Origin of the sequence: Planctopirus hydrillae (genome assembly GCF_001707835.1) — a bacterium.
GTDB lineage: Bacteria > Planctomycetota > Planctomycetia > Planctomycetales > Planctomycetaceae > Planctopirus > Planctopirus hydrillae.
Genome location: NZ_LYDR01000033.1, coordinates 47427 through 73932, shown reverse-complemented (window position 1 = coordinate 73932; position 26506 = coordinate 47427). Strand labels below are relative to the sequence as shown.

20 protein-coding genes are annotated in these 26506 nt (G+C 53.7%); 7 read left to right on the top strand and 13 right to left on the bottom strand.

Annotated elements, in window-relative coordinates:
• Positions 1 to 40 precede the first annotated feature (40 nt).
• Entirely contained in the window at positions 41 to 1027 is a 987-nt protein-coding gene (locus A6X21_RS02660; protein ID WP_068845964.1) for a 3'-5' exoribonuclease YhaM family protein, read from the top strand.
• A 130-nt stretch (positions 1028 to 1157) separates the two neighbouring features.
• Complete coding sequence (locus tag A6X21_RS02655) at positions 1158 to 2414, top strand: MFS transporter (protein WP_068845963.1); 1257 nt, start codon at positions 1158 to 1160, stop codon at positions 2412 to 2414.
• Here the strand turns inward: A6X21_RS02655 and A6X21_RS02650 are convergent.
• Together A6X21_RS02650 and A6X21_RS02645 are read right to left on the bottom strand one after the other, a co-directional pair.
• Positions 2383 to 2862 carry a hypothetical protein gene (locus A6X21_RS02650; protein ID WP_068845962.1) on the bottom strand — a complete coding sequence of 160 codons (480 nt, stop codon included), beginning with the start codon at positions 2860 to 2862 and terminating at the stop codon, positions 2383 to 2385. The two genes, A6X21_RS02655 and A6X21_RS02650, sit on opposite strands and share 32 nt — an antisense overlap.
• Positions 2863 to 3025: 163 nt before the next feature.
• The gene (locus A6X21_RS02645) at positions 3026 to 4078 is read right to left on the bottom strand and encodes a DUF1559 domain-containing protein (RefSeq protein ID WP_068845961.1); all 1053 of its coding nucleotides are present in this window, start codon (positions 4076 to 4078) and stop codon (positions 3026 to 3028) included.
• 393 nt (positions 4079 to 4471) lie between these two features.
• On the opposite strand from A6X21_RS02645, the gene A6X21_RS02640 reads away from it, so the two are divergent.
• Both A6X21_RS02640 and A6X21_RS02635 read left to right on the top strand, forming a co-directional pair.
• Positions 4472 to 5113, top strand: coding sequence for a sigma-70 family RNA polymerase sigma factor (locus A6X21_RS02640; RefSeq protein WP_240490142.1), 642 nt, complete (start codon positions 4472 to 4474; stop codon positions 5111 to 5113).
• Entirely contained in the window at positions 5103 to 6413 is a 1311-nt protein-coding gene (locus A6X21_RS02635) for a hypothetical protein (RefSeq protein WP_068845960.1), read from the top strand. The genes A6X21_RS02640 and A6X21_RS02635 overlap by 11 nt, the downstream gene beginning before the upstream one ends.
• A 101-nt stretch (positions 6414 to 6514) precedes the next feature.
• On the opposite strand, the gene A6X21_RS02630 is transcribed toward A6X21_RS02635, so the two are convergent.
• Positions 6515 to 7210, bottom strand: coding sequence for a TIGR02117 family protein (locus A6X21_RS02630; protein ID WP_068846036.1), 696 nt, complete (start codon positions 7208 to 7210; stop codon positions 6515 to 6517).
• A 515-nt stretch (positions 7211 to 7725) separates the two neighbouring features.
• Between A6X21_RS02630 and A6X21_RS02625 the strand changes: the two genes are divergently transcribed.
• Positions 7726 to 10206, top strand: a complete 2481-nt coding sequence (locus tag A6X21_RS02625; protein WP_068845959.1) for a discoidin domain-containing protein — start codon at positions 7726 to 7728, stop codon at positions 10204 to 10206.
• 127 nt (positions 10207 to 10333) lie between these two features.
• Positions 10334 to 11638: a thioredoxin domain-containing protein gene (locus A6X21_RS02620; RefSeq protein ID WP_068845958.1), complete on the top strand. Its 1305-nt coding sequence runs from the start codon at positions 10334 to 10336 to the stop codon at positions 11636 to 11638.
• A 140-nt stretch (positions 11639 to 11778) separates the two neighbouring features.
• Here the strand turns inward: A6X21_RS02620 and A6X21_RS02615 are convergent, their stop codons facing one another.
• The 5 genes from A6X21_RS02615 to gcvT all read right to left on the bottom strand — a co-directional run bounded on the left by A6X21_RS02615 (position 11779) and on the right by gcvT (position 16779).
• Positions 11779 to 12399 (bottom strand): hypothetical protein, encoded by a 621-nt coding sequence (locus A6X21_RS02615; protein ID WP_131818154.1) that lies wholly within the window; start codon positions 12397 to 12399, stop codon positions 11779 to 11781.
• Between the two features lie 639 nt (positions 12400 to 13038).
• Positions 13039 to 13506: a carboxypeptidase-like regulatory domain-containing protein gene (locus A6X21_RS02610; protein ID WP_068845956.1), complete on the bottom strand. Its 468-nt coding sequence runs from the start codon at positions 13504 to 13506 to the stop codon at positions 13039 to 13041.
• 1 nt (position 13507) lies between these two features.
• On the bottom strand, positions 13508 to 14524 hold the full coding sequence (locus A6X21_RS02605; RefSeq protein WP_083233352.1) for a DUF1559 family PulG-like putative transporter: 1017 nt from the start codon (positions 14522 to 14524) through the stop codon (positions 13508 to 13510).
• Between the two features lie 632 nt (positions 14525 to 15156).
• Positions 15157 to 15459, bottom strand: coding sequence for a hypothetical protein (locus A6X21_RS02600; protein ID WP_068845955.1), 303 nt, complete (start codon positions 15457 to 15459; stop codon positions 15157 to 15159).
• Between the two features lie 228 nt (positions 15460 to 15687).
• Entirely contained in the window at positions 15688 to 16779 is a 1092-nt protein-coding gene (gcvT, locus tag A6X21_RS02595) for a glycine cleavage system aminomethyltransferase GcvT (RefSeq protein ID WP_068845954.1), read from the bottom strand.
• 262 nt (positions 16780 to 17041) lie between these two features.
• Here gcvT and A6X21_RS02585 point away from each other — a divergent pair, with 262 nt between their 5' ends.
• Positions 17042 to 18838, top strand: coding sequence for an ArnT family glycosyltransferase (locus A6X21_RS02585; protein WP_068845952.1), 1797 nt, complete (start codon positions 17042 to 17044; stop codon positions 18836 to 18838).
• A gap of 196 nt (positions 18839 to 19034) precedes the next feature.
• Here the strand turns inward: A6X21_RS02585 and A6X21_RS02580 are convergent, their stop codons facing one another.
• From A6X21_RS02580 to A6X21_RS02555, 5 genes are all read right to left on the bottom strand, one after another.
• The gene (locus tag A6X21_RS02580) at positions 19035 to 19811 is read right to left on the bottom strand and encodes a succinate dehydrogenase/fumarate reductase iron-sulfur subunit (RefSeq protein WP_013110710.1); all 777 of its coding nucleotides are present in this window, start codon (positions 19809 to 19811) and stop codon (positions 19035 to 19037) included.
• An 89-nt stretch (positions 19812 to 19900) separates the two neighbouring features.
• The gene (locus tag A6X21_RS02575) at positions 19901 to 21835 is read right to left on the bottom strand and encodes a fumarate reductase/succinate dehydrogenase flavoprotein subunit (protein WP_068845951.1); all 1935 of its coding nucleotides are present in this window, start codon (positions 21833 to 21835) and stop codon (positions 19901 to 19903) included.
• A gap of 131 nt (positions 21836 to 21966) precedes the next feature.
• Positions 21967 to 22758: a succinate dehydrogenase cytochrome b subunit gene (locus A6X21_RS02570; protein WP_068845950.1), complete on the bottom strand. Its 792-nt coding sequence runs from the start codon at positions 22756 to 22758 to the stop codon at positions 21967 to 21969.
• Between the two features lie 582 nt (positions 22759 to 23340).
• Positions 23341 to 25767: a ribonuclease R gene (rnr, locus tag A6X21_RS02560; RefSeq protein ID WP_068845948.1), complete on the bottom strand. Its 2427-nt coding sequence runs from the start codon at positions 25765 to 25767 to the stop codon at positions 23341 to 23343.
• Between the two features lie 189 nt (positions 25768 to 25956).
• Positions 25957 to 26385 carry a PEGA domain-containing protein gene (locus A6X21_RS02555; protein ID WP_068845947.1) on the bottom strand — a complete coding sequence of 143 codons (429 nt, stop codon included), beginning with the start codon at positions 26383 to 26385 and terminating at the stop codon, positions 25957 to 25959.
• Between the last annotated feature and the right edge of the window lie 121 nt (positions 26386 to 26506).

Here is a 26506-nt window from a genome sequence, read left to right as displayed (position 1 = left end):
GGACTGAACGGCCCCCGAATTTTGCTGCGATAGGAGTTCCATGGCCAGGCGGCTCATACTTGAACTGAAAGATGGCGATAACGTTGATGAGACGTTTCTGGTGGCAGATCGTCAGTTGCGTGCCAATCGCAATGCGGCGCTGTATCTGAATGTCGATCTCCGCGATAAGTCGGGGGTGATCAATGGCCGCATGTGGAATGTCTCCGAAGAATCGGTCGCGCACATTCAGGCTGGCCAGTATGTGCGTGTGCGGGGAAAAGTGCAGCTTTTTCAGGGCGTCTTGCAACTGATCCTGACGGGAGCACAGCCCATCGATGCCGCGACGATTGATCCACTCGATTTTCTGCCGGAAACGACGGCAAATATTGAGCAGCTCATGTCTCGCTTGCGGGAACATCTGCTGAAAATCGAGTCAGTCCCACTGAGAACGTTGTGTGAGTGTTGCCTGCTCGATGAAGAACTGATGGAAAAGTATGCCAAGGCGCCGGCAGGCATCAAGGCTCATCATGCCTACCATGGGGGATTACTGGAACACGTTGTCACGCTGATGGATCTGGCCCGCAAGGTGGTCGAGGTCTATCCGACCCTGGATGCAGATCTGCTGGTCTCAGGGGTGTTCTGGCACGATATCGGCAAGATTCGCGAACTGAGTTATGAAACGTCCTTTGCCTATACGGATGAAGGACAGTTGATCGGGCATCTGCAGATCGGTGTCGAGATGCTTTCCGAGCGGATTCGCGAAACCGAACAGCTATCGGGCGAAAGGTTTCCCGAAGAGCTGTCGTGGCGCCTCAAACATCTGATTCTGAGTCACCATGGAAGCTATGAGTTTGGCAGTCCGCGCCTGCCAATGACACCTGAAGCGATGGCACTCCATTTACTGGATAACCTCGATGCCAAGTTGCATGAGTTCATGCGGGCGATTTCGGAAGACCCGCATGGCGAATCGCACTGGACGCTGTTTTTGCCCAGGCTGGATCGCAAGCTTTATAAAACACCCACGGACGCTTCAAAGCGGTCGGAGTAATACGAGCAAAATTTAAAGTGGCTTGTTCAAAGTCGCCTAAACTTGTTTGCCCAAAGCTGCTGCAAACATGGCACAAAGAGTGAGGCTCGTTCTGAAACAAGAATGAGACGGCCGGTGTGGGTCGAGATTGATGAATAATCCTGCGGCTTCCGCGACTCCCCTGACCACCACCAACCAGCACAACATCTATGACCGTGTTTTCTGGCTGGCGTACCTGGCAAATATTCTGGCTGTGATGGCCAATGCACTCACCTTTCGATTTGCCGAACTGGTTCACTATCTTGGCGGAAACGAGCAGACCACGGGCAATATTGTCAGCGTGGGTTTGATTGTCGCTGTGCTGGCGCGGCTCGTGCTTTCCAGCAGCATTGATTACTACGGCACCCGGCTCGTCTGGACGCTCTGTTCGGCTTTATTCACGGGAGGAAGCCTTGTCTTTCTCCTGGCCACAGGGCTGGGCTGGCCGCTGTATGTTGCCAGAGCCGCATTCTATACCGGGTTGACGGGGATGTTCGCCTGCTCGATGACACATATCCAGAACCATGTGCCACTCAGCCGCAGAACCGAGGTGATCGGCAATCTGGGAAGCAGCGGATTTGTAGGGATGATCATCGGGTCTAACATTGCGGATCAGGTGGTGCGCTGGATCCCTGATCTCCATGAACAGTTTTATGCCCTCTTTGGCGGGGCGGCGGGGATCGGTCTGGTCTATTTATTGCTCATCCGGCAATTCCCGCAGACGGGGCATCATGAACCGATGACTGAGCCGCAGTCGGCAGTGCGGTTGCTTTATCGATACTGGCCGGGAGCCGTGGTGCTGGCTGCCATGATGATGGGATTGGGGCAGACGGTAACGACGGTCTTTCTGACTCGCTTTGCGACAGAACGCGGGCTGAATGGGATTGCGATTTTCTTCTCGGCCTATGCCATCAGTGCGTTCTGCTTCCGGATCAGCGTGCGGAACTGGGGTTGGACAATCGGTCGGCGGTGGATGCTCTTTCGCGGGCTGATGGGCCAGACAGCGGGTCATCTGATGATCCCCTTCGTAATGGAAGACTGGCAGCTCCTGATCCCGGCGATCATCTGTGGCTTCGGGCATGCGATCCTGTTCCCGGCAGTCGTTTCGCTGGGGGCTGGGGCTTTTCCCATATCGGCCCGAGGAACCGGGACGGCCATCATCCTGGGGATGACGGATCTTGGTGGTCTCGTCTTCGCCCCGTTTCTGGGCCGGATCATCGACGAAGCCGGCTTCTTCTGGATGTTCGCAACCAGCGCTTCGAGCGCATTCCTCGTCGGGTGTTTATACCTTGTCGTCGCCAGTCGGCATCCGGATGAAGAGTCGCGGCACGGACAGGTTAATCGACCAGATCGAATCGTAGGGCCGTAGTACCATCAGTAGGAATCTGAGCGGTCAGGCCAGAGAGCTTGGGGTCGTTGTATCGCACTGGAATCAGAGAAACGGGCTGAGGATCTGCCGTCTCTTTCATATAGTCAGGATCGTTGTTATTGACAGGCATGACATCGTATTTAGGGTCATCGTAATCAGTTTTAAAGATCATGACCTGATAACTACCGGGAACTGCCCCGTCTGCGGGAGGGAATGATCGCAACTCGAATTCACCGGCAGCATTGGTGGTTGCAGAGGCGGCAACTGCTGTAGTATCAGTGGGTTGAAAGAGGATCATCGCTTTGGGGAGTGGATTGCCACGATATGTAACGATACCTTTGGCGACAGTGGTTGAAGGACGTCGCGATTTCCAGAAGTCTGTTCCCCGCCCACAACCTGGTAAGATCACCAGGCATATTAAACAAATACTGAGTTGATAGACTGACATATTGAACATTCTGCTCGAATAGAATTATGCTGGATTATTCCTACACAATTCAGTGATGCAATCGATCCGACTATGGGACTCGATGATAAGTGGCGTAGGTCGATTATTGGGAGCAATACGAATGTCGATATGACTCGTACTGGGTACTCTGGTGGAATTCGAGTTAGAAATCTGTCACAACTTCATTCCCGTTCACTGAACCCAGATTGCCCCAGACTCCATACGGTGACGCTCCTGTCGTGACGGATCCAACAGATAAATTACCAGTGTCGATATTCTCACTGATAAAGCGAACAGCGCCGTCTCCAAAAAGAACATTGACACCACCCGTATGCTGGCTGGTAGGGTCGAAGACTCCGTCTGCATAGTCACGATTTCCGTTGGCACAACTGGCTTTGTTGGGGCCAACGGTCGTGGTGAAACCGGAAACCATAGGCGTTCCATCCAGCCAACGGACGCCCGAGTAGACGATCGTCGTTCCAGTGTAGGTTTTATCAGTGGAAGTCTGTAACAGGCAGAGTGCAGGGCGATTACGGAATGTGTCGCCAATATTGGCTGCGGTGACACCATCGCTCACACGGGTACCACCTGTTTTGGCGATAATTCGTTCGGACATCGCAATCGTGTTGCTCAAACCATCAGTGATAGAAGAAAATCTTTGAGCCTTACCAATTAAGGCGGTCTCACCGAGCCCTGGAAACATCCCTCGCACTCCTCGATTTCCATTGCCTGCCCAGTGATTATTGTCTTGTATCGAGTCTCCCCTGCTGAACATGTAATTGGTTTTGCCAACAGGTGCGTCAGCTTGAGTGACAGGGGAGTCCGAAGGGCACAGCAATCCGCGAATCTGAACCTGGTTGAGGGCAAGACTATTATCCCAGGGGCGAATACGAAAATTTCTCGATGCATATTCATTGTAAAGTGGTGCCTGATCGAGAAAGGGCAACATTCCCGGGAGGCCGTTCTGGCGTCTTCCACCAAAATCTCCTGAAGGTAACGTGGTGAGGTAGCAACCTGGTGGCAACCAGCCATGAGTATCATGGTAGTTGTGCAGAGCCAACCCGAGTTGTTTGAGATTGTTCCGGCATTGTGTTCTTCGAGCAGCTTCGCGTGCCTGTTGAACAGCCGGTAACAGCAGTGCAATCAGGATGGCGATCACGGCGATCACCACGAGCAATTCAATTAAAGTGAATCCAAGACGATTCTGGTGTGGCACGGTGAGCCCCTTCTAAGAGAGCAATAATTGTATTGGTGGGTGTTGATGTGACTGCAGGTTTTGGCAGGTTCTAGGGCGGGATAGAATCTTTTAAGCGATAACTTCGCAGGACAACTTGATGATGGTTTCGAAAGTTGCACTCAAATGTCGCGGTAGTGGTGGAACTGTTACAGAGACTCCGGGAATCTCATCGAATCTTCACAATGACGCCTTAGATTTCTATTGAGGTTAGGTTTTCGTGTGTCTTGGAGCATACAATTCTGTGGAATCAGGTGTTGCAGACGAATTGCAATCGTGCTTGGCCGATTCATCAACGCTCTCATCGTGCGATCAGCAAATCTCGGAATGTGTTGATGCGTCATGCAGACGACTTTTTTTTGAGGGATGAGGACAATGGATGATAAAAACTCCTCGCCATCGAAACCGCCGGAGGCGATTCCCAAAGTTCCCAGTGAGGGACATTCAGAATCGGAACAAAAGCCGCGTCCTGTCCGAGAAATGTCGCGAGTGGGATCCCGGGAACTCTTTGCTGTTCATTGGACGAAAGCCCAACCTTCTCTGACCGCTTTCCTGATTGCATCGACCCCTCAGTTTTCTGACGCCGAAGATCTGCTGCAGGAGGTCGCGGCTGAAATTGCGCAGCGATTCGATGATTATGACTCGTCCAGGCCCTTTCTACCTTGGGCTTTGTGGGTGGCGAAGATCAAGGTAGCCGACTTTTACCGCAAGAAAGAACGCAGGCCAGTCAAATTTATTGGTGATTCCATCGAGGCGTTGAGTCAGGCCTGTGATCGCATTCAGACGATTGTTTCAGAGGAAAAATGGGCTCTGGAAAAATGCCTGACGACATTGGCGAACCGCTCTCGAAGTTTGCTGCACTTCAGGTATTACGATGATTTGACGACTGAAGAAATTGCCAGCAAGGTCGGTATGAAATCTGGTGCAGTCCGTACGGCATTGACACGAATTCGAACCTATCTGATTGACTGTATGCGTTCGACCTTGAATGAGGCAGCGAGTTCCCATGAGCGATGACGGAGCAAACGATGATGCTTCCCGTCCTCTGAGTGATGCCGAAGCATTTGAGTTGATCGATGCGCACCTCGATCGTCATCCGCTCACAGATGAGCAATCGGACGCATTGACGGCCTGGATCAAGGCTGATCCAGAGCATGCAGACAGAGCTTTCTATCGTATTTTTCTACATTCTTATCTGCGGACAAGACTGCAGGCCGGGCTGCCAGCCACCTCTGACCTGTCGATCGTTCCTCATAAAGCTCGATACCAGGAACCGACGGTAAATTCCGTCCATGTGACTGTTAATTCGGGAATTGGTCGGGAAGATCTCGATCTGACCTTCGCTGGAGAGCCAGAGTTCGATGATCGATCTCGTTCTGTCATCAGGCGATGGAGCTATCAACTCTGGGTGATCCCAGTACTTCTGCTGCTGGCAGGTTGCATCAGCCTGATGGTAGTGTTCTCTTACTGGTCACCGGTGGATTCTGGCCAGATCTATGCTGAAGAAAGTTTTGACTATGAGCGAACCCCCTGGTCTCGGGGGACTAATGGGAGTATTGATTGGCCGACTTCCGGCGGGATGAATGGTTTAAATGGTGGTTCAGGATGGTTGGAGCCCTGGAAAGAAAATGATTCAAAAGTCGCGATGATTGCTGACTATTCGGACGCAGATTTTCCTTGGGAACCGAAAGATATGAGAAAGTTCGGGCCTTTAGGATATACCGATGCCTCCGGTCTTGTTCTCAAATCGACCGGTAAGCAAATGAGGACTGCGACCCGGCCCCGATCGGTCACGACTCGCAAAATCGATATTGAGAAGTTTCCCACCGAGATGCGCGATGGTGACAGTATCGGAGCCGATGGTACAGTGATCTGGATCAGTTTTCTGGCGCAGTCATCTATTAGTACAGCAGAGAATAATCGCTATTCGTATTTACTGTTAGGTTCTAAAGAGGTGGCAGGGCTGCGCATTGGAAAACTTGGTGCGGCACCTTCCGGGAACTGGACGGCAGTAGCTCTCCAGACAGAGGCCGAGGTGAATCTCAAGACGAGTTCGGTACCATCTGGTGAAATGGTATTTCTCGTAACCAGGATTATTTTTCGGCCTGGTACCGAAGAAGCTGTGGTCTGGATCAATCCGCAATTGGGCGAAGAGCCGCAAGTGACAGATGCTGCACTCCGCCTGCAAATACCCGATTTTCGTTTTGATGGCATCTCGATTCGTGCGAATCATTCGACAGACTTTGACGAGATCCGTGTAGGGAGCTCGTTTCGAGCCGTCGCGCCTGTTGTCAGCGGAATAAAGGCACTGCCATAGCGGTCGATTGATCAATCACTTTGCTAGGAGGTCTAAGCCCTGGTAATACTTCAGTATGTAGTGTGTCAGATTATGCCAAATGCACTTACTGAGATGGACTGTCATTTCAGATAAAGTGTGGGTGTGTGTGGGAGTGTTGATTGCCATGGCGTGCGGACACCGGCTTTTTGAAGAGCTAGGCCCACCCAGGAGTTGCAGGTGTTGAAGAGATGGTAGTTCCCATGGGCTTCAAAGAAAGTATCTGTCTGGCTATATGAGTAGCCAGGAATGGGAATGATTCGGCCCTGGTGGTCTCGTTGGAACGTGGACTTTATAAATTGCGTCAGTTCGCGGTACTGATCCCGGGAAAGCTTGACTGAGACCGCATTGGTATAGTACTCGGGCTGAGTCAAGTCGACGTGGAGGCAGGTGCGGGAAGGCCAGAAGAGGGCATTGATCACCGTTGAAAGTTTGAGATCTGCCCAGGTTCGGGTATCAAGGAAAAAGCCACGATCACCCCAGCCGATGGCCACATGCGAATAGCGACTGATATCCCCTGGAAACCAGGCAGGATCGAATTCCTCTGACCAGTCGACTAACTCGTGCGAAACGGGAACGATCAGATCGGCATGCACTTCTGTGGAAACGACAAAAATTTCGACTCCCTCTGGTGAGGGTTTGAAGTCATTGTTCACCGGGAAGAGGCCGATGACGATCAGGGCGGCATACGCAAGCGCGCCAAAGAATGCCCACTTCCCCAACCGCCACGCCCAACGGGTAAATCTTGAATACCAGGTGACAGGAATCGTGGAACTCATACTGGTTTCAAAAGCTGGTGGGAGAATGTTTTTTCCCATTCATAGAGTCAATCTGTTACTTCGGGCCTGATGAGCAAGTGAGTGTACACCACTTGGCGTCGTTGTGTTATGGAAATCTGTCGAGCCATCTGCGTATTGAGCTGACGGCATTTCATCGACATTGCCGACGAGGGCCGCTGGACCTGATCGTCAGGAAGGTGAGTGGCATGCACTCGTTGCCGCGGATTCTTGGAGTAACAAAACCTTAACGATGTCGAGAGACTCTCAAGAAGTGTTTGCACTGAAGGTCAATGTGCTGTACTTTAAGCACCAGAGAGCCCCCTTTCGTTTCTGAAGATCCCTGATTGAAGAGCGTGTGCTGAGCCCAATACCGGTCTCAATGTTTTCAGGTCGAAAACTGGTTTGATCAGATCCTTGATGCGATCGCTCGCGTGAACAATCGCTGGCTGTGTCCCCTTAGGGAATCAGGCTAGACTAACACTGTTGAAAACGCATTTTTGCTTTGGAAAATACGCATGTCTCAAAAGTTGCCGCCCGCACCACGCCCGAGAAAACATGGCCTTGGCACGGCTCCACAGGTGCGACGAAGTTCCGCTCCATCGTCGGCCAGGAAGAGTACCAAAACGACAGGCGGTAACTCCAACCTGCTTGTCGTCGGTCTGGGGTTGGGAGGCGCTGGTCTGCTGGCCGTGATCGTGGCATTGATCGTTTTGACGCGAGCTGCTCCAACGTCTTCCGAAGGAGCTTCTCTGGCGGCTGTGGATCCTGTGATGAATGGGAAAGCTGGTGCTGGAACTTCGGTCGCTGGAATGGCAGTGGCTGTTTCCAGCACTCCGGGAGATGCCATCGCTGTCAGCGACACGATTCCTGGCAAAACGACGATTCATGGCAAAACAGAGAGCAATCAATCTTCCCATGCGGTAACAGCCAGCGTGGTGGAGCCGATTGATCCCGCGGTTGATCTGTGGCTGAGCGAGTTTCCTGCACAAGCATCGGCATTACGCGGAAAAGTTCAGGCATTAGGGACTGGCGATCTTACGGCCAAGTTACGGGAGCCGGCACTACGGCGAGAACTGGTTCGCCACGAGATTCTGCGTCAGTTTTCGCCTAAAGAGTTACTGGTCTTTTTGAAGTCGCCCAGTGAACAGACTTTTCTCAAAGAATTCTTCTCGCAGACGTTATGGATGGAAGAGTTTGTCGGCTCTGGCAGCTTCAAGAGTCCCGTCACCGGATTATTGGCTCTGGCGGCCATTGCTGAGTTCGACCCCGAAATTCGAAAGCCGTCTCTGGAACAGAAAATCGCGACAAGTGTCGCACTGGAAACGGCGATGTCGGATCAGACACCGGTCAATGCCGTGCAGATTTACCGTTATTATCGAGATCGCAACCGCCAAGGAAAACTTCATCCTGGCTTTGTTCAACTCGATATCTGGGAGATGCGGTTTGCTGTGGCTGCGACAGTCACCTTTGATGAATTAACGTGGATTGGAAACCGCGCCAGTTTTTCACCGACTGAAGCCAGATCGGCGGCATGGCAGGTTCACTATTTAGGGGATAGTCCGTTTGGCGATTCCATCCAGTCGGCCTGGTACTATATGCCGTGGAGTGAAAGGCTGAACTATACGCAGAAGACGGTTCGAGTGGGTGGGGTTTGTGGGTCACTCAGTACGACTGGAGCATTATCCGCCAAGGCGGACGGGATTCCAGCGACGACGATGGGAGAGCCGGGGCATTGTGCTTTCGCCGTCCGCCCGGAGAGAGGAAAGTGGGTCGATGGCAACAGTGTCGATGGGAATCATCGGACCCCCCATCGGAATTATTTTGAGGCCAATTGGGCGGACCTGTTTGCAGGTGATGCCGCCTGGATGCATCCGAATTTACGAGAGGCGCAGTATCTGGCCTGGGCCGCCGAAGTTTTGCCGCAGGAAGAGACGAATGTACGAACACAAATCTACAAGCAGGCAACCCTGGCCAATCCGTTCCATTATGGATTTCAGGCGAAATACTTTGATTTGCTACAACAGCAGAATGCACCGATCGTCGTGAAGAGTGAAGCCGCCCAATTGGCGGTAACGACTTTTCAACGAACTCCCGAGACAAGCTGGCTCCTGATCAAGCGGTTCTGCCAGGGAGGAACTTCAAGTAGCGATCGTGTGGCTCTGCAGAAGATCTGGTTGGCCGGTTACGAAAAGCCGGTTGAAAATCTGGTCATGCAAATGCCACTGGATCGAATCGTCGAAGAGATGGGTAAACAGCGAGATCAGGCGGCAAAGCCCGGCCTCTTTGGAGATGTCCTTCAAACGACGATTTCAAACGATAAGATTTTCGCCCGCTTTCTGGATGCCTGCCAGAAAATGGCAGCTCAAGATGTTTCCTTGAAAGAAGGGCTTCTGGCTGGGTTAGCTGCAGCCGCCACAAGCACTGCAAGTAATAGTGAAGATGCATTGAAGAGTCTGTGTCGACAGGGGATCCTGCTGGCCGAGCAGACAGCCGATAAATCGGCCTTTTATGCACTTTCTGAACTGGGCGCGAAATTTATTAAACCGAACTACAAGACGGCTCATAAGCCCTATAGCGGAGTGCTGCTGAGTGAAGGGGGCATCCCTGCGATCTCGACCACCTGCCGTTGGGATGAACCACTGGAGCATGCAGGGATTCTCAAGGAGTCGGGTGGAAGGTTTCATACCGATCAGGAGGCAAATCCTGCCCTTGTCGTGGAGCTGGGGAAGCAGGGAAACATCAGTGGGATCGCGATTGTCAATGTTGATGGTGGAAACTCTGCCCGGGCTGTCCCCTTTAAGGTGGCTGTCTCAATTGACGGGAAGAACTGGCAACAGGTCTTTAAGGCGAATAAGAATGAAAAGGTCTGGCAGATTGATCTCACATCACGCCGGCCACTTGCTAAATATGTCCGAATTGAAGGGGATTACCCGGACGGTCGCAAAGACTTTCTCCATCTCAATGGTGTATATGTCTACGGGAGGCCTGCTCAGTAGTTAGATGGTTATTGTATATAGCGTAATGAAGTGACGATATTGATCCCCCCATGGATCGGCGATATTACCGATACTTCCCCAACAAAATTGAGACGGTGTTTGATGCCGTCCTTGATGAGAACTGATGATGTCCTCGATACGAAATCTGACCCTGTTGCTGGTGGTGATTGCCTCTCTTTCAGCAGGCGTGAGCGCTGCTGAGACAAGAACCGCACCGACGTTGAGTGACGCCCTGGAAATGGCGAAAGCAGTGCCGGGCGATATTGTGGTGCTGGTGACGGGAAGTGACTGGCATCCTGGTTCGATGAAGTTTCTCCGGGATGTCTTTGAGACATCGGCCTTTCGTAATGCGCTGGGCGAGAACGTGATTCTCGTCCACGTTGACCATACTGAAGCAGAAGCTGCCAGGCCTAAGCAGGAGCGCGACAAGAAGAACAATCTCAATCGCTATCTGTTTCAGGTACCACTGATCGGTCTCTACGATGCACAGGGCCGGGATATTGGTCAGTTGACGGAAAATCTCGAACAGACCCCAGTGGATGGTGTGGTCGCCCAGATTCAGGAACTTCTTGCAAAGCGTAAAGAGCGGGATGAACTCTGGGAGAAGGCCACTAAAGTCCAGGGGAAGGCCCGGGCTGATCTTCTGGGGAAAAGCCTCGAACTAATGAATGTCGGCTGGGGGATTAATGAAACCTATCGACCAAAAATTGATGGCTATAAGCCCGTGTTGGCCGAGCTGAAGGCCAGCGATCCTCAAGATCAACTGGGCTGGCAGGCCCGGTATGAATTTCAGCCCTATAAGCTACTCGAAGAAGTGACCGGACTCGCAGAAAAAGGGCAGCATAACAAAGCGATCGCTACGATTGATAACGTGCTTGAGAACAAGCAGATCACTGTCGAATACCGGCAACGGGCACTGGCTGCCAAGTATGCTGTGTACCGCAGGTGGAAAAATCATGAGAAAGAGTCGCTGAAGGTTCTGGAAGAGATTCAGAAGCTGGATCCGAATTCTCTAATGGGCCTGGGGGCTCAAGGGTATGCGGAGTTCTTTACCGGGCCGGTCGACCTCAAGTATGGCTGGCGACCGCATCACGTCCAGCAGGAGATATCGACCTGGGAAGTCGATATCACTTCACAAGCTGGCGAAGCGGGGTTTTATCGTCTGGAACTCAATCGCTACTGGAACGTCGGACGCCATAACATCAAAGTCAAGTCGCTCACGATTCTGATGAATGGCGAGAAGGTGTGGTCTGCAGATAAACCCATGAAGCCGAAGATTGAAGAGATTGTCGAGCTCCCGCAGGCGAAGGGACGCCAGGTTCTCCTGAGAATTGAAGCGCAGGGAGATGGCGGAACTGACTCGGCAGGAACGATTTCGATGAAGGCCTATTATCTTCCCGGCGGCAATCACTCAGGTAAGGCCTCCGAATGAGGCAACGGGGCACGAGCCCTGGAATGTGAAGGCAAACTCCGTTCCCCAATTCGATAAGCCGAAAAATCGAGTCTCACCCAGCGGGTTTTGAGCAGGTGGATTGCGCAAAACCTAAACCGCAAGCTATGGTTTTATGCAGTTTAGGGCACCACTGTTCGGGAGACCACACCCATCAGCCGTAATGGTTCATCCACGTCGCAGCGACCAATGAACATGACGATCACATGCGTGGGTTCTTTTAGTGAGGCTGTGTCGAGTTGACTGCCAATCTGCATTTGCTCAATTTCATTCCCTTGGCCATGAAGGAGAGTTCGTCCCAAATTCGTGGTGATTTTCCCCGTTGAGCGACCGTATTGGATAACATGGGTGTATACTTCAGGCCGACGATCTGGAAGTGCATTAGCCCGCTTTAATTCAAGATCTGCGAACGTGCTTAATACGGTACGCGGACTCCATTCCGGCAAAATGTTGACTTTATGGACGACGTGAGATGAGATTCTTTTCAATTGCAGATCTGAATCCGGGCAAATACCCAAGAAGACGCGACGATCTTTGACTTGAGGTTCCATTGCGTGGGTGACACCCTCAAAATCGCCCAATGCTAATAGAATTCTTGAGCATTCGTTTGAGGTCTGATTGAAGAGTTTTTTTAAATCATGGCAATACTCAAAAAGGCATTTCTGCCAATGGTCATCACCGCTCGCGCTGTCATGAAAGACAAGTATAAATAACACCGTAGCCAGTCGGCTTATCGCGGTCATAGAGAAAAATCCTGAACTCGAACAACATCGATCAGCTTCCTGAATACTTCTGAGAATCTCCAGGCAAAGGTCGCAGCTTAACAGCAGCCAAGTAGGAAGGACTAAGGCTTTGTGCAAACGACTATCCTTTGACGCATTTCATAATAATAACCCCCATATCCCTCACGTCATCTTCAAATTCACGGAATTCGCCAGCCTTCGCTAAACGTTGAGAAGAACTCCGAGTCCTATCGGCAATTCGATTGCCAAGCGGTGTTTTCGTAGATTCGCATGAGTGTCGTGGAAACATCCCCTGAATTCACCTTCGTTCCGAGGGATCATTCTAAGGGTTGCAGGTGAACAGGTGTTGGCACGATTACGATGAACGGCAGGGGATTGTTTCAGGGGATTCTCGCGAAGCCGCTGATACTATTGGTACCTGCCGGCGTCAGTGGTCAAGATCGGACATCGGAGTTCTGTGACGACCGAGGATAGAAATGTCAGGTTGTGGTCGTTGGCAGGAACACCGATCAACAGAGCCGTGTTATTCAGGTGGTGAGTTGCGCAAAGCCTTAACCGCAACCTACAGCCTGCTGAGGGCCATCCTCTCGTGCCACTGGCATGGGTGCTGAATGCTCGCCTCCAGGCTGTGGCGGGGTATCACTTTGCCTGGTCGTCGAAGCGGGGCAGCCGGATGGTGAGGCGGTGAGGGCCGGTGGCTGGAATTGTGACTTCCAGTTCGGATGTCCGATAGTCGGCGAGCCTCGAAGAGAGCCTGCGCGGGGCTGCTGAGTGGGTTCGATGTGTTGCCAGAACTGAGGCGCCTGCGTAAGGGCTGATGGGCGGCAGAACAATCACACGATGCACTCCGGGCACGGCACCATCGCCGGTGGCGAACGTCGAAAGCTGAAACTCCCCTTTGGCGTTCAATTCGCCACGGGCGTTGATGCCGCCAGTTTGAGACTCCAGTTCGACCAGCCCGCCTGCGATCGGCGAGCCATCGAAGTCCATGACGATGCCGGACACAGGGATTGTCCCGGGAGTCGTTGGCCCACACCCTGAGATCAAAGCCAGTATCAGGCCGATCGGTGTTAACGCCATCAGTAAAGTTCGTCGATCCCGTCTCATCTTAATTCTCTGAGGATGGGGCCGCGTCTTGTCGGTGGGCCAGATGACCGAGCACAGAGGTCGACATGTGGTATGACAGGCTGCGGACACTTCCATCCGCAAGGGCGAAGTTCACGGTCTCGTGATGCCAGCTGCCAAAGCGGTAGGTTCCAATCGTGTAGGATGCTTCAGCTCCATCCGGGCGCTGTAAAGGTGCCCCCGGTCCAGCAATCCGGGCATAGGCCGAGAAATGGTCACCGTTATAGGCGGCACCGTTATGGGGAGGCACGTTGAGCTTTCCTCGTGGAATGTGCATTTCTCCCACCAGTAACGTATTCGATGATCCATCCTGCAGTTTGGTGAAGCTGATACGATCGATCCAGCCGAGCGGCTTCAATAAGTCGCACACGCCACGGCTATTGATGAGCACACCGGTTCCGTTGCCGCCCCAGTAGAAGTCGTTTACGGAGTAGTTTGCTCCGGGGGAGAGATCTCCCAGATTGCCAGCGTAGTCGGAGGTTGCTCCAGCGGGCAGGACAATATCGAATCCACAACCGCAAGGAGCAGCCAGGAGAACTTGCTGTGCTTCGGAAACGGCATTGTCAGGGCCCCTGCGAGAGGGACAGAGATAGTGAGGGACAGCCCGTCGCCGGACTTCTTCCGAATGGTTCATGAAGGGTGCAGAGACATCCCATTCGGCGTATTGCTGAGTCCGCTCCAGATACGGCAAGAGTCGAATCAACCAGGTTGCTTCAGAACTTCCACAGATTTGGCTCTGGTCACCGTCGGGACGTGGTTTGATGCTGGCAGGAGGGAAAGCCTGGTGGACATCATGAAACTGATGGAGGGCCAAAGCGATCTGCCGCAAGTTGTTCTTGCATTGAGTGGCCCTCATCGCTTCCCTCGATTGCTGCACTGCGGGGAGGAGAAGTGCAAGCAATACCCCAATGATGGTCAGTACGACCATCAGTTCGATCAAGGTGAAGCCGGCGGCACCACCACGAGAGGTCTGGTGCAGTTTGGGATCGTGATAACGCACAGGGACGCCTTTGCAATAAGTATGCAAAAGTATGGAGCGTGTCTCCAGGCTGTGTCAATGTCGGTCACCAGATGAGTGGGGCTTCTGCTGAATCTGGCAGGTTTTGGCCACGGAAGGCGATCGGCGGGCGAAATTCCCTGCAATCCGCGTAATTGCACCTGGTTTGCAAGTCCGGCGCAAGCCCACGGGTGGAGTGCTGATTCTGGGCTGCCTGGCACAGGTTACCCGTTGGCAAGCGACGAGTAAGCCGGTGGCCAGGGAGATTGCGGTGCCAGAGTGACTGACTTGAGGGACTCGAAGGATCGTGGGTGGAGCTTGGCCGGGTTGGCCGCCCGGCCGAGGCCTCCAGTGGCTTCACCACCCCGGTAGAAATTGGAGTTTCAACCGGAGCCACCTTGTGTCGGAGATTCAGGTTGGGCGCTGTTCTGTGAAGACCGTGAAGAGGAATGTCAGGTCGTGGTCGTTGGCAGGAACACCGATCAACAGGGCCCTAATTTTCAGGTGGTGGGTTGCGCAAAGCCTTGACCGCACCCTACAGCGGCAGCATGGTCTCGTGTTTACACCTAGGGCTCCACAAAGCTGGTGCATTGCGTCGGAACTTCATGCACCCTACGAGATGGCCGGGTGTTTTGTTAGGTGGTGGGTGGTTTGGGGGGGGCGGGTTTTTGGATTTTTCCCGCCTGGATGTCTTTGACCACCTCGGCCAGGATCGCGGCGTCGTCTGAGGCGACGACGTGGGCGATGCGGGAGGCGGGGACGCCGATGCGGGTCATGATCTCTTGAGCCGTTGCCCAGAGCTTGGCCTTCTTTTTGCCCTCCGTCAGGTAGAGGTCGGCAACAAGTTCGCTCAGCCTTTGCTGGTCGCTGGTGTCGCGGTTGTCGTAGAAGGCTTTAATGACTTTGGACTGGTAACGCGAGTATTCACGATCGGCCATGATGTGAAGTCCAGGGGTTGTTGGTAGTTGGTTGTGAATCCGGACGAGCCCTCACCCGGCCTGCGGCCACCCTCTCCCATGCGGACATGGGCGAGGGTTGAATTGGTGCATTTCGAGGACTTCATGCACCCTACATGACTCCAACGAGCGAGGGTTGAGTTGGTGGGTTGCGCAGGGCCTTAACCCACCCTACGCCTAAAGCACCAACCAGAGAGCTCTACTGAAACGTTAGGAGTTCCGCTTGTAAAAGGGAAGGGGGACGATGGTGGCGGATTCCCGTTTCCCGCGGATATCGACTTCCAGTCGGGTGCCAGGTTCGGCAAAAGCTGCGTCGACATAGGCCATGGCGATCGACTTCTGGAAGGTGGGGGAAAATGTGCCGGAAGTCACTTCACCAATGACGTTTTCGCCAGAGACAACCGCGGTTTTTTCCCGGGCAATGCGTTTGCCATCGAGTGCCAGACCCACACGCGGGCGCGGAATGGTGCCGTTAGCGATTTTTTCCAGAGCGGTTTTTCCAATAAAGTTGGCAGCCTTCGAGAGCTTGATGGCAAAGGAGAGCCCGGCGCTTAAGGGGTCGATTTCTTCCGAAAGCTCGTGGCCGTAGAGAGGCATGGCGGCTTCGAGACGCAAGGTATCTCGACAGCCCAAGCCGCTGGGGAGAATCCCGACCGATTCACCCGCGGCCAGAACAGCCTGCCAGAGAGCCACCGCTGAGCCACTATCGATAATGAGTTCGACGCCGTCTTCGCCCGTGTAGCCTGTACGGCTGACGAGGACGGGTTCGTTCGACCAGGTCATGGGCTTGCCGGTGTAATACTTGAGCTGGCGGACTTCATCGCCAAGTAGCTGTGCGGCAATATCGATGGCGTGGGGGCCTTGAACCGCGAGCATGGCTCTGGTGAGCGTGAGATCTTCAATCGAGACGGCATAGCGCGTGGCAAGAGGAGTCATCCATGCCAGGAGCTTTTCGCGGTTGGAGGCGTTCACTACCAGTTGAGGGGCATCTGGCCAGTCGTAAACGAGAATATCGTCGAGAATGCCGCCCGATTCATTGAGCATGAAGCCATAACGAATCTGGCCGGTTTTGAGCTTGGAGAGATCGACGGTCTGTACTTCGTCGAGAAATTCGCGGGCATCGGGGCCGGTGAAGCGAAGACGACCCATGTGAGAGATATCAAACAGACCGGCAGCCGTGCGGACGGCGTTGTGTTCGTCGACGATCCCTTTGTACTGGACGGGCATGTTCCAGCCTGCAAAATCGACCATTCGGCCGCCATGGGTGCTGTGCCAGTCGCAAAGTGGAGTTGCCAGAGTCATGTTCGTTTCGTTCCATCCGGGAAAAGTGTGTTACTGCGATCTGTGTATTGTGTAGAGGAACAATCCGATTGAGCAAATGATCGGAGTGATTTTGCGGTCTGAATGCTCAGGACATTGGTGTGTGCTGATGGATTGTCGAAAGCCGGGGGGACATGGATCGCAGGCAGTCGATCATTGTGGAAACTGTCCGACAAACGGATGATCTCCCTGTTTTATTGTCGTCGAGACAATTCGATCGTGCGCTGGTGAAGGTCGCTTTTGCATGGCTTCTAACAAACATCAGGGGAACAGGGAGCATGGTCGAAAGACGGCTGCGATGGCAACCGCGAGTGCCGAAGCGCAGCGAGTCGATGCTGAGACGAAGCTGCATGCGGGCGTAGAAGTCTCTCGCAGCGATGACTCGACGCGGCGTGGGCTGCGCTGGTTCTGGCCAATCGTGGGTGGATTGTTGCTGCTGCAGGCTTTCCTGGCGGCGGATTGTGCGAGGCGATGGTCACCAACGCATGATGAATACTGGCATCTGCCAATCGGGGTCTTTTACTGGCAGACCGCCGATTGGCGAGTGGATCCGATCAATCCTCCGCTGGTGCGGATGTGGGCGAGTTTGCCGCTGGTTGTCGGAGGCGTGGGTCTGGAGTTGCCAGAGAAAAGTGGCTGGCCAGATCGCGTCCCTATGGCTGAAGAAGTGGGGGATGCGTTCCATGACCAGCATGCCGGGAGCTATCGCCAGCATTTCTTTATGGCTCGCCTGATGATGATTCCACTCGGGACAATGGCTGGTTTACTGCTGGTGATCTGGGCGCGGCAATGGTTTGGTGAGTCTGCCGGTTTACTGGCCGCCATGTTATGGGTCACATGTCCGACCGTTCTGGCTCATAGCAGTCTGGTGGCCCATGATTTACCAGCAACGTTGGGAGCGTTCGCGACAGTAGCCGCCTGTGTCTACTGGCAAAGCCGACCCACCGGGAAAAGGGCCTGCCTGTGGGGAACTGTGCTCGGGCTGGCACTGCTGACGAAGTTGACGGTGGCGTTTGTCCTGCCAGTGTGCGTGGGAGTCTGGGTGATGCTGCCGAAGTCGGCATTTGTTACGAAACGCAGAGAGATCGTCTGGCAGATCTTCGCGGGGTTGTTCATGACATGGCTGGTTTTGAGTCTGCAGTTCTTTGCCTTAGGGGTCTTACCAGCACCATATCTAGCGGAGTGGGAAGCGTTGCGCGAGGTCCTGGCTGTTAAGCATCCAGTATTTCTGGATGGTGAGTGGAATAGCGAAGGATTTCGCAGCTACTACCTGTGGGCGCTCATCTGGAAGCTGCCTCTGGCAATGCTGGTATGCCTGATGCTGGCAATGGCACTGATCGTGAAGAAGAGTCGGATCGTGGGCGAGGAGATAGGCGTTTTATGGCGACGAAATCTGTTAATCATGACGGGAGTGGCGGTGTTTGTGATCCCTGCGAGTTTATCCGGGAATCAACTGGGGATCCGATATGTTTTGCCGGCCTTTCCATTTCTCATGCTGTTTGCAGCTCAGGCCGCTGGTTGGTGGCAAAAGAGTTCTCCCCAGTGGATGAATGTCGTCGGGGTGATGTTGATCGTTTGTATGCCGCTCTCGTTAAGGCAACATCCGGATCATCTCGCGTACTTTAATCTGCTGGCTGGTGGATCTGAGGGTGGGATTCACCGGCTCTCTGATTCGAATCTGGATTGGGGTCAGGATCTTTACCGGCTGCAGGAATATCTGGATACCAACGAGATTGAGCTATCGACTTTGGCCTACTTTGGAAGTGTCAGGCCCTGGAAGGTCGGATTAACTCAAGAAGCACCTGCGGCCTACACTCCCGCGCCAGGGTGGCATGCTGTGAGTGCGAACTATGTCCAGGGCCGACCACATGCGCTGCGATTGCCAGATGGCAGTTATCGAGCAGTGAATCTGGATGAGTTTGGATATTTTCGATTCTTCGAGCCCGCGGAAAGTATCGGCGGTTCGATCTTTTTGTTTCATCTCAATGAGGAGGATGTGGAGCGGTATGTTGAGGTGCGGGAGAGGATGAGGGGAAGGTAGAAGTTGGAAGTTTGGAGTTGGAAGTTTGGAGTTGGATGCGCACAAATTTTGACTGTATTGCCGGTTGTTTTTAGGAGATGGTGCATTACGTTGAAACTGCATGCACCCTACTGGGGATTGTCAATGAAAAGACGATGCACTGCTATGGGCATGCATCGTCTTTGAAATGTAGTATCGAATCGGCTTAATGCTCAAATCAGCTCTGGTCGGAGGCGAGGAGTGCGCGGATATACTCCCGATTCAGGCGAGCAATGCTGGCCAGTGGAATCCCGGCGGGACAGGAGGCAGCACATTCGCCGGTGTTCGTACAGTTGCCGAAGCCTTCAGCATCCATACGGGCCACCATCTTCAACACGCGTTCATTACGTTCGGCAGCGCCCTGTGGCAGATGTGACAGGTGAGCCACCTTTGCCGAGGTAAAGAGCATAGCGGAGGCGTTCTTACAAGAAGCGACGCAGGCACCGCAGCCAATGCAGGCGGCGTTTTCCATGGCCTTTTCCTGCATTGTCCCGGGAACAGGGATTGCATTTCCATCGGGGGCATTCCCGGTGTTGATCGAGACATACCCGCCGGAGGCAATGATCCGGTCGAAGGCCGCACGGTCAACGACGAGATCCTTAATGACCGGGAAAGCATTCGCCCGCCAGGGTTCAAGAATCAGCGTATCGCCGTTTTTGAAGCGTCGCATGTGGAGCTGGCAGGTCGTCGTGTTGTTATCCGGGCCGTGCGGTTGGCCATTGATCATGATGCCGCAAGTTCCACAAATGCCTTCTCGGCAATCGTGGTCGAAGGCAATGGGCTCTTCGCCTTTGAGAATCAGTTGCTCGTTGAGTACATCGAGCATTTCGAGGAACGACATGTCCGGAGAGATGTTAGCAATCTCGTAGGTCGCGAGATGGCCGGGCTTATCGGTCGCGGGCTGGCGCCAGACTTTGACAGTCAATTTCATACTGTCGCTATTGTGAGCAATCATGGAATTAGTGCCTGCTTCAATAGGGATTGCCGCTGGTTCGTGCTGGCAATGAATATAGGATGCTGCAAGTAAATAATGAGTGATTCAGACTATTTGTAGCTTCGCGTGGCGAGCGGAATTTCCTCGAACTTGAGGGGTTCTTTCCAGAGTGCGGGTTCAACACCGACCCCTTTAAATTCCCAGGCTCCGACGTAGCAGAAGTCGTCGTCATTACGTTTCGCTTCGCCTTCTTCGGTCTGATATTCCTCGCGGAAGTGGCCCCCGCAAGATTCTTCCCGGTGGAGAGCGTCGATAGCGAGAAGTTCTGCGAACTCCATGAAGTCGGCCACACGACCGGCATATTCGAGATTCTGGTTCAGCGTGTCGGCTGTCCCGGGAACCTTGACGTTTTCGTGGAACTCCTCTCTCAGGCCGCGAATCTGCTCAATCGCAGTCTGGAGGCTGGCTGATGTGCGAGCCATGCCCACATGATCCCACATGATGTGGCCGAGTGAGCGGTGGAAATCCTGAACCGTGCGGCTGCCATTGGTGGCGAGAAGCGTTTCAATACGATTTCGCGACTCGATCAAGGCTTCTTTAACAGCAGGATGATCATTGGAGACCTTGGGCAGTTTTGTTGATGCGAGATGGTTGCCAATCGTGTAGGGAATCACGAAATAGCCGTCGGCGAGTCCCTGCATCAGAGCACTGGCTCCCAGTCGGTTAGCGCCGTGATCGGAGAAGTTGGCCTCGCCGAGCACAAAAAGCCCCGGGATATTACTCTGCAGATTGTAATCCACCCACAGGCCACCCATTGTGTAGTGGAGAGCAGGATAGATTCGCATCGGCTGCTTGTATGGGTTTTCGGCCGTGATTCGCTCGTACATATGAAAGAGATTTTCATATTTACTGCGAATAACTTTTTCGCCGTCGCGCTGGATCGCATCGCGGAAATCCAGATAGACCGAAAGGCCATTGGGACCAACGCCATAGCCTGCATCACAGCGTTCTTTGGCAGCCCGGCTGGAGACGTCGCGTGGGGCGAGGTTGCCGAATGACGGGTAGCGACGCTCGAGATAATAGTCGCGTTCATCTTCAGGAATCTGCTCTGGCGAACGGGTGTCTCCCTTTTTCGTGGGAACCCAGACGCGGCCATCGTTTCTCAAGCTTTCACTCATCAAGGTGAGCTTGGATTGGTGATCACCTGAGACCGGGATACAAGTTGGGTGAATTTGTGTGTAGCAGGGGTTGGCAAAGAGAGCCCCGCGCTTGTGACAACGCCAGGCGGCTGTCACGTTGCAGCTCTTGGCGTTCGTTGAAAGATAATAGACGTTGCTATAGCCACCAGTGCAGAGGACGACGGCATCGCCGAGGTAGCATTCAAAGGCACCTGTCCGCAGATTACGGGTCACAATCCCGCGAGCGACGCCATCAATGACGATGAGGTCACTCATTTCCTGCCAGGTATGAAGCTTCACCCGACCGGCTTCGACCTGTCGCATCATGGCCTGATAAGCGCCGAGCAGCAGTTGCTGGCCAGTCTGGCCTTTGCAATAAAAGGTGCGTGAAACCTGTGCTCCACCAAAAGATCGATTGGTGAGAGTGCCACCATATTCACGGGCGAAAGGAACACCCTGGGCGACGCATTGATCAATAATGTTGGTGCTGATCGATGCGAGACGATAGACGTTCGATTCGCGGGCACGGAAATCGCCCCCTTTGACCGTGTCATAAAAGAGACGCCAGACACTGTCCCCATCGTTCTGATAGTTCTTGGCAGCGTTGATCCCGCCCTGAGCTGCAATACTGTGTGCCCGTCGGGGAGAATCCTGCACACAGAACGAGTGAACGTTGTAGCCAAGTTCGGCCAGCGAGGCAGCGGCTGAGCCACCTGCCAAGCCTGTCCCCACCACAAGGATGGTGTACTTTCGCTTGTTCGCAGGATTAACGAGCTTCATTTCCTGCTTGTGCTTCGGCCAGCGATCTGCAATCGGACCGGTGGGACACTTTCCGTCAAGAATGCCAACTTCAGTTGCCAAAGACATCAAATGGCCTCTTCAAAACGATATAGAAATGTTGATGAACAATTCCTGGATGCTGCGACTGTATTTCTTGATTGCGGCTAATCACCATACTGGGCAAACGAATGAGATCGAATGCTTAGTCCTGATGGATTTTAGTCATGTGCGGGGAGATCGACTGCTACTGCTGGTGCGGGTGCAGTGCCGGTCGTGGCGGCTGGTTTGGTTGAGCGATTTGCCATGCCGGGAACCAGAATGGGAAGGCTGGCAAATCCAGCACCAATCGCAATCCCGAAGACAATCGACAACTTATAAATCAACCCCGAGTACTTGGGATGAGTGAGCCCGAGCGACTGGAATGCACTGGCAAAACCGTGCGCCAGGTGAAAGCCAAGAATGATTGGACCCACGATGTAGGCAATGCGGCCAATGGGGTTGGAGATGGCCTGCATGGTGTTGGCGTACGCTGAATCGGTGTAGACAAAATCTGGACGAATACCGATGCGAAGATCGACCAGATGCAGGAGGAGGAAGCCGAGAATGATTGAGCCCGAGATGAACATCCAGTTATGGGCAGGGATCGGCAAGGTCAGATCGTATTGTTTCGATTCTTTGACGACATACCTTTGTTGACGGGCTTTGCGATTTTCAAAGGTGGTGACGAATGCAAGGTAAATGTGAGCCAGGAACAAAAGCAGCAGGCCCAGTTCAATGAGCGGGAGCAGCTTCTGGTGGTGAATCCACTCTGCATACTCGTTGAAGTCTTTCTCGCCTTTGAAGAGTAGAAAGTTTCCAGCGAGGTGGCCGACCAGGAAGCCACAGAGCAGAAGCCCCGTGACACCCATGATGAATTTGCGGCCAATCGAAGAAGTGATTAATCGATGCAACCACTTGAGATTGATCTGACGAGCCAGATTGCTGGAGGCTGGCGATGGTGCCGGATCCATTTCGCTTGAGTCCTTCGTCTGATATCTGCGTTGAAACGATTCTGTGAATGTCTTTGAGCTGATTGTTGGCCATCAAGCCCGTTCGAGCTTTGTGAACCAATCTGTGACTCAGAAGAGACTGTGTTTTCCTAAGACTGTGTTTTCCTAAGGCTGCTTGAATCAAGGGATCGTTGATACCGTGTGAACAGAAGGCCGTCTTATTGCCCTCACTCTCACCTTGTCCTCACTCTAACCTTCGGGAACGTAAATTTCCCTGTGTGAGATCTTTCTCTGGCTTGTTGTCTGGAGAAATCGGCTCGAGTGTCGCCGACTGAGCCAGAAAAAGCTCCAGATTCTGCCGAATGTGGAGAATTATCGAATGAGAGTGGCGGTCAGTGTTGAACGTGATGCCAAGCCAATTGATCATTTTTCACAATGTTCTGGATTGAAGGATCGGCCATAAGGGCCAATATTCGATATTCGAATTTCCAGTCTTTTTCTCTCATGAATGATAGCCACGTTCTATGAGTCTGTCATCCTGCGGGGGACATAACTGTCTTGTCTGACGATTAAAACAGAAGCCGCTGCGGAAAAGAGCTCAGCTCAGCGAGGTTTCTTGCGAGATTTTTTGGTGCCGGAGCTCTGTTTCTTCTGGCGGAACCCACCCTTGGCAGAAGCGTTTGAGCGGTCTCCGGGAAAACGTGATGGAGATCGTCGTCTCGGGTTGCCAGAAGATGGATCGGAAGCAAATCGGGATCGATCATCCTCCGGTGTTTCCCGAGAGAATTCACCCTCTGGTCGAGTCCCATCGTCGCCTGGTCGCCCGACAATGCGAAAGTTGAGTTCTCGCTTCGCAGGATCAACACTGGATACCTGAACACGCACTGGGTCACCCAGGCGGAATACCCGGCCAGATCGCCGACCAATGACGGCATGGGCAATCTGATCGACGTCGTAGTAATCACCAGGCAGGTCGGACAGATGCACAAGGCCTTCGGCTGGAAGTTCAATTCCCTGGCAGAAGAGGCCAAAGCGTTCCACGCCGGTAATTGTGGCGTTGAGTTCGAGGCCCACCTTATCCACCAAATAGCGAATGAGCCGGATTTTTATCAGTTCCCGCTCGGCTTTCTCGGCTCGACGTTCGGTGAGTGAGCATTGCTTGCCCAACTGTCGCAATTCGGCTTCCGAGAGAAGATCGGCTCGTGAAGATTTCGACTTTTTGCGATCACTCGCTGTGTTTAATGATTCGGCGGCTGGAACACTGTGCGTGAAGGAAGTATCGGCGATCACATGTTCCAGCAGGCGGTGAATGGTGAGATCGGGATAGCGGCGGATCGGACTGGTAAAGTGGGCGTAATTGTCGACCGCCAAGGCGTAATGGCCGATCTTTTCGGGAGAGTATTCGGCCTGCTTCAGACTCCGTAAAAGTGCGTAATTCAGCGGGAAAGCCTCAGGCTGGCCGGCGACTTCGTCGAGCAGTGCCTGAATCGCCTGGCGATCCTGTGCTCGCGGTAAGTCGTAGCCGAGTGTCGCGACGAATTTGGCAAAGTTCTGCATGCGGAGTTCATCCGGGCTGTCGTGAACCCGGCGCAGGAAAAACCAGCCGCGGCGATCAAATTCTTCGGCCACAGCGACATTGGCCGCCAGCATAAACTCTTCAATAATCTGATGGCTAGCGTCGTGCAGAGCTCGGTGTGCCCCGGTGACATTGCCGTCGTCATTGCAATCGAGTTCAACTTCGCCGAGCGAGAGTTCGAGGGCACCGCGAGAAAAGCGGCGCTTGCGAAGAATCATGGCCAGTTCGTACATGCGTTCGAGAAGCTGGCAGATTTCTTCGGGAACTGTTTCACCTTCGGGAGCCGGATGTTCGCCCGGAGATTGCCGGTTCAATAACAGTGGCATGACCTGTTCGTAAGCGAAGCGTCTGCGGACCTTGATCGCGGCATTGGCGAAGCTGGTGTGCTTCACCATGCCATCAGGGGAGTATTCGATGAAGGCGCTTTTGACAAAGCGGACTTTATCCTGCTGCAGGCTTGCGAGTGCATTGGATAGCACTTCGGGGAGCATCGGGAGCACTTTGCCGGGAAGGTAAACGCTGTTGCCTCGTCGAATGGCCTCTTTGTCGAGTTCTGTGCCGGGCCGCACAAAGTGAGCCACATCGGCAATGTGGACGCCGAGAGTCCATGAACCGTCTTCGTGCCGCTGGAGAGAAATGGCGTCGTCAAAATCGCGGGCGGTGAGGGGATCGATAGTGATGATCAGTTCGTCGCGAAGATCGAGGCGGTCACCGATCTCATCTTCGGAGAAAAGCTGTGCCTGCAGTCGCGACTCTTCGAGCACACTTTCGGGGAATTCATCTGGCAGGCCGAACTCGTAGATGATCGATTGCAGATCGACGCCCGGTTCACCCCGTTGGCCCAGGACTTTGAGCAGCACCGCTTCGCCCGGCGTTGAGAATTCGGGGAAGTGCACCATTTCGATGACGACCTGATCACCGGGGCGGACACCCTTCGCACCGGGGTCTCCGACATCGATTGGCCGTTCAAAGCGGCTGTTGTCGACAGTGACATACCCTTTGCCGCGGGATTCGTGGTACTCGCCCACAAACTGAGTGGTGGCGCGTTCGAGGATATCCATCACGCGGACGGCGATCTTTCCGTTGGGGCCCCGCTTTTTGAGGATAATGGCTGAGACTTTATCGCCTGTGAGAGCCGAGCCGGCGTCTTCGGCAGCAACGGTATATGGTTCAATGTGTGGTTGATTGGCGAGTGAGTCGGGAGTGAACCAGGCGTGGCCGCGCGCTGCACGTTTGATGGTGCCGATGATGTGCTCGCGTGCGACAGGGACTTTGATCAGCCCGCCGGAAGTGCGATGCAGCCGCTTGCCTTCGATGAGTTCTTCAAGCGAGCGGCGGAACTTCGTCCAGTCGTGTTTCTGGGCGCCGACTTCTTTGGCCAACTGCTGCCATTTGAGTGGTGTGTACGCCGGGTGCGTGACGACACTCAAGATTTGTGGTTGCCAGTCGGCCATGAAAGTTCCCTTTACGCGTAATGAAGCCCAGAGTGGAGCACTCTGTGATCATCTAAGGTAAGGGACAGGGTAGGAAAGTGCGAGCGGCAGCAGGTGATCCCTTATTGGTTCCCAAGGATCAGGGAGGGATCAGAACGGTCTTGCTGACTGAGTCATCTCAACCAGAGGGGCGATTGCCATTTGTGGGCTTCAGGGACCCAGGCGAGATTCATTACGGAGCTGGTCAGCCCTCTGCAGCAGATCTTCGCTCGGTGGGATCTGTTTGGGCTGCATGCTGTAGCTCAACCTGCGGCGATCTGTCACACGGTGGGGGAGCAGGTTATCGGAAAAGAAATCAATGCCGGGCCACTGGTACCACGGTGCGGGAACAGGCTGCATGACTTTGAGAGTCTCGTAACCATCCTTGATGAGCGTGATTTCGCGAGTGCCATAGTAGGTAAAGTCGACAGCCACCGGAGTGTAGCCGACTTCTTCGCCTTCGAGGAGCACGAGAGCCCCAGGGGGATTGGACTGCACCATCAGCCGGCGACTGACGCACCCCGTCTGCAGGAGGCATAAGCCAGCCAGCAAGATCCAGAGACAACGGGTATGGCCGGGGCGGGAGACCACAAACAGCATCCATGCCAGGAGTGGGAAACCTTCACGATTTGGCGTACTATAGCCGAGAGGACAAAGTGCGCGAAGAGGTGCTGTCGTTGATGCGCAACATGTTAAATTATAATGAGTTGTGAAATTTCTC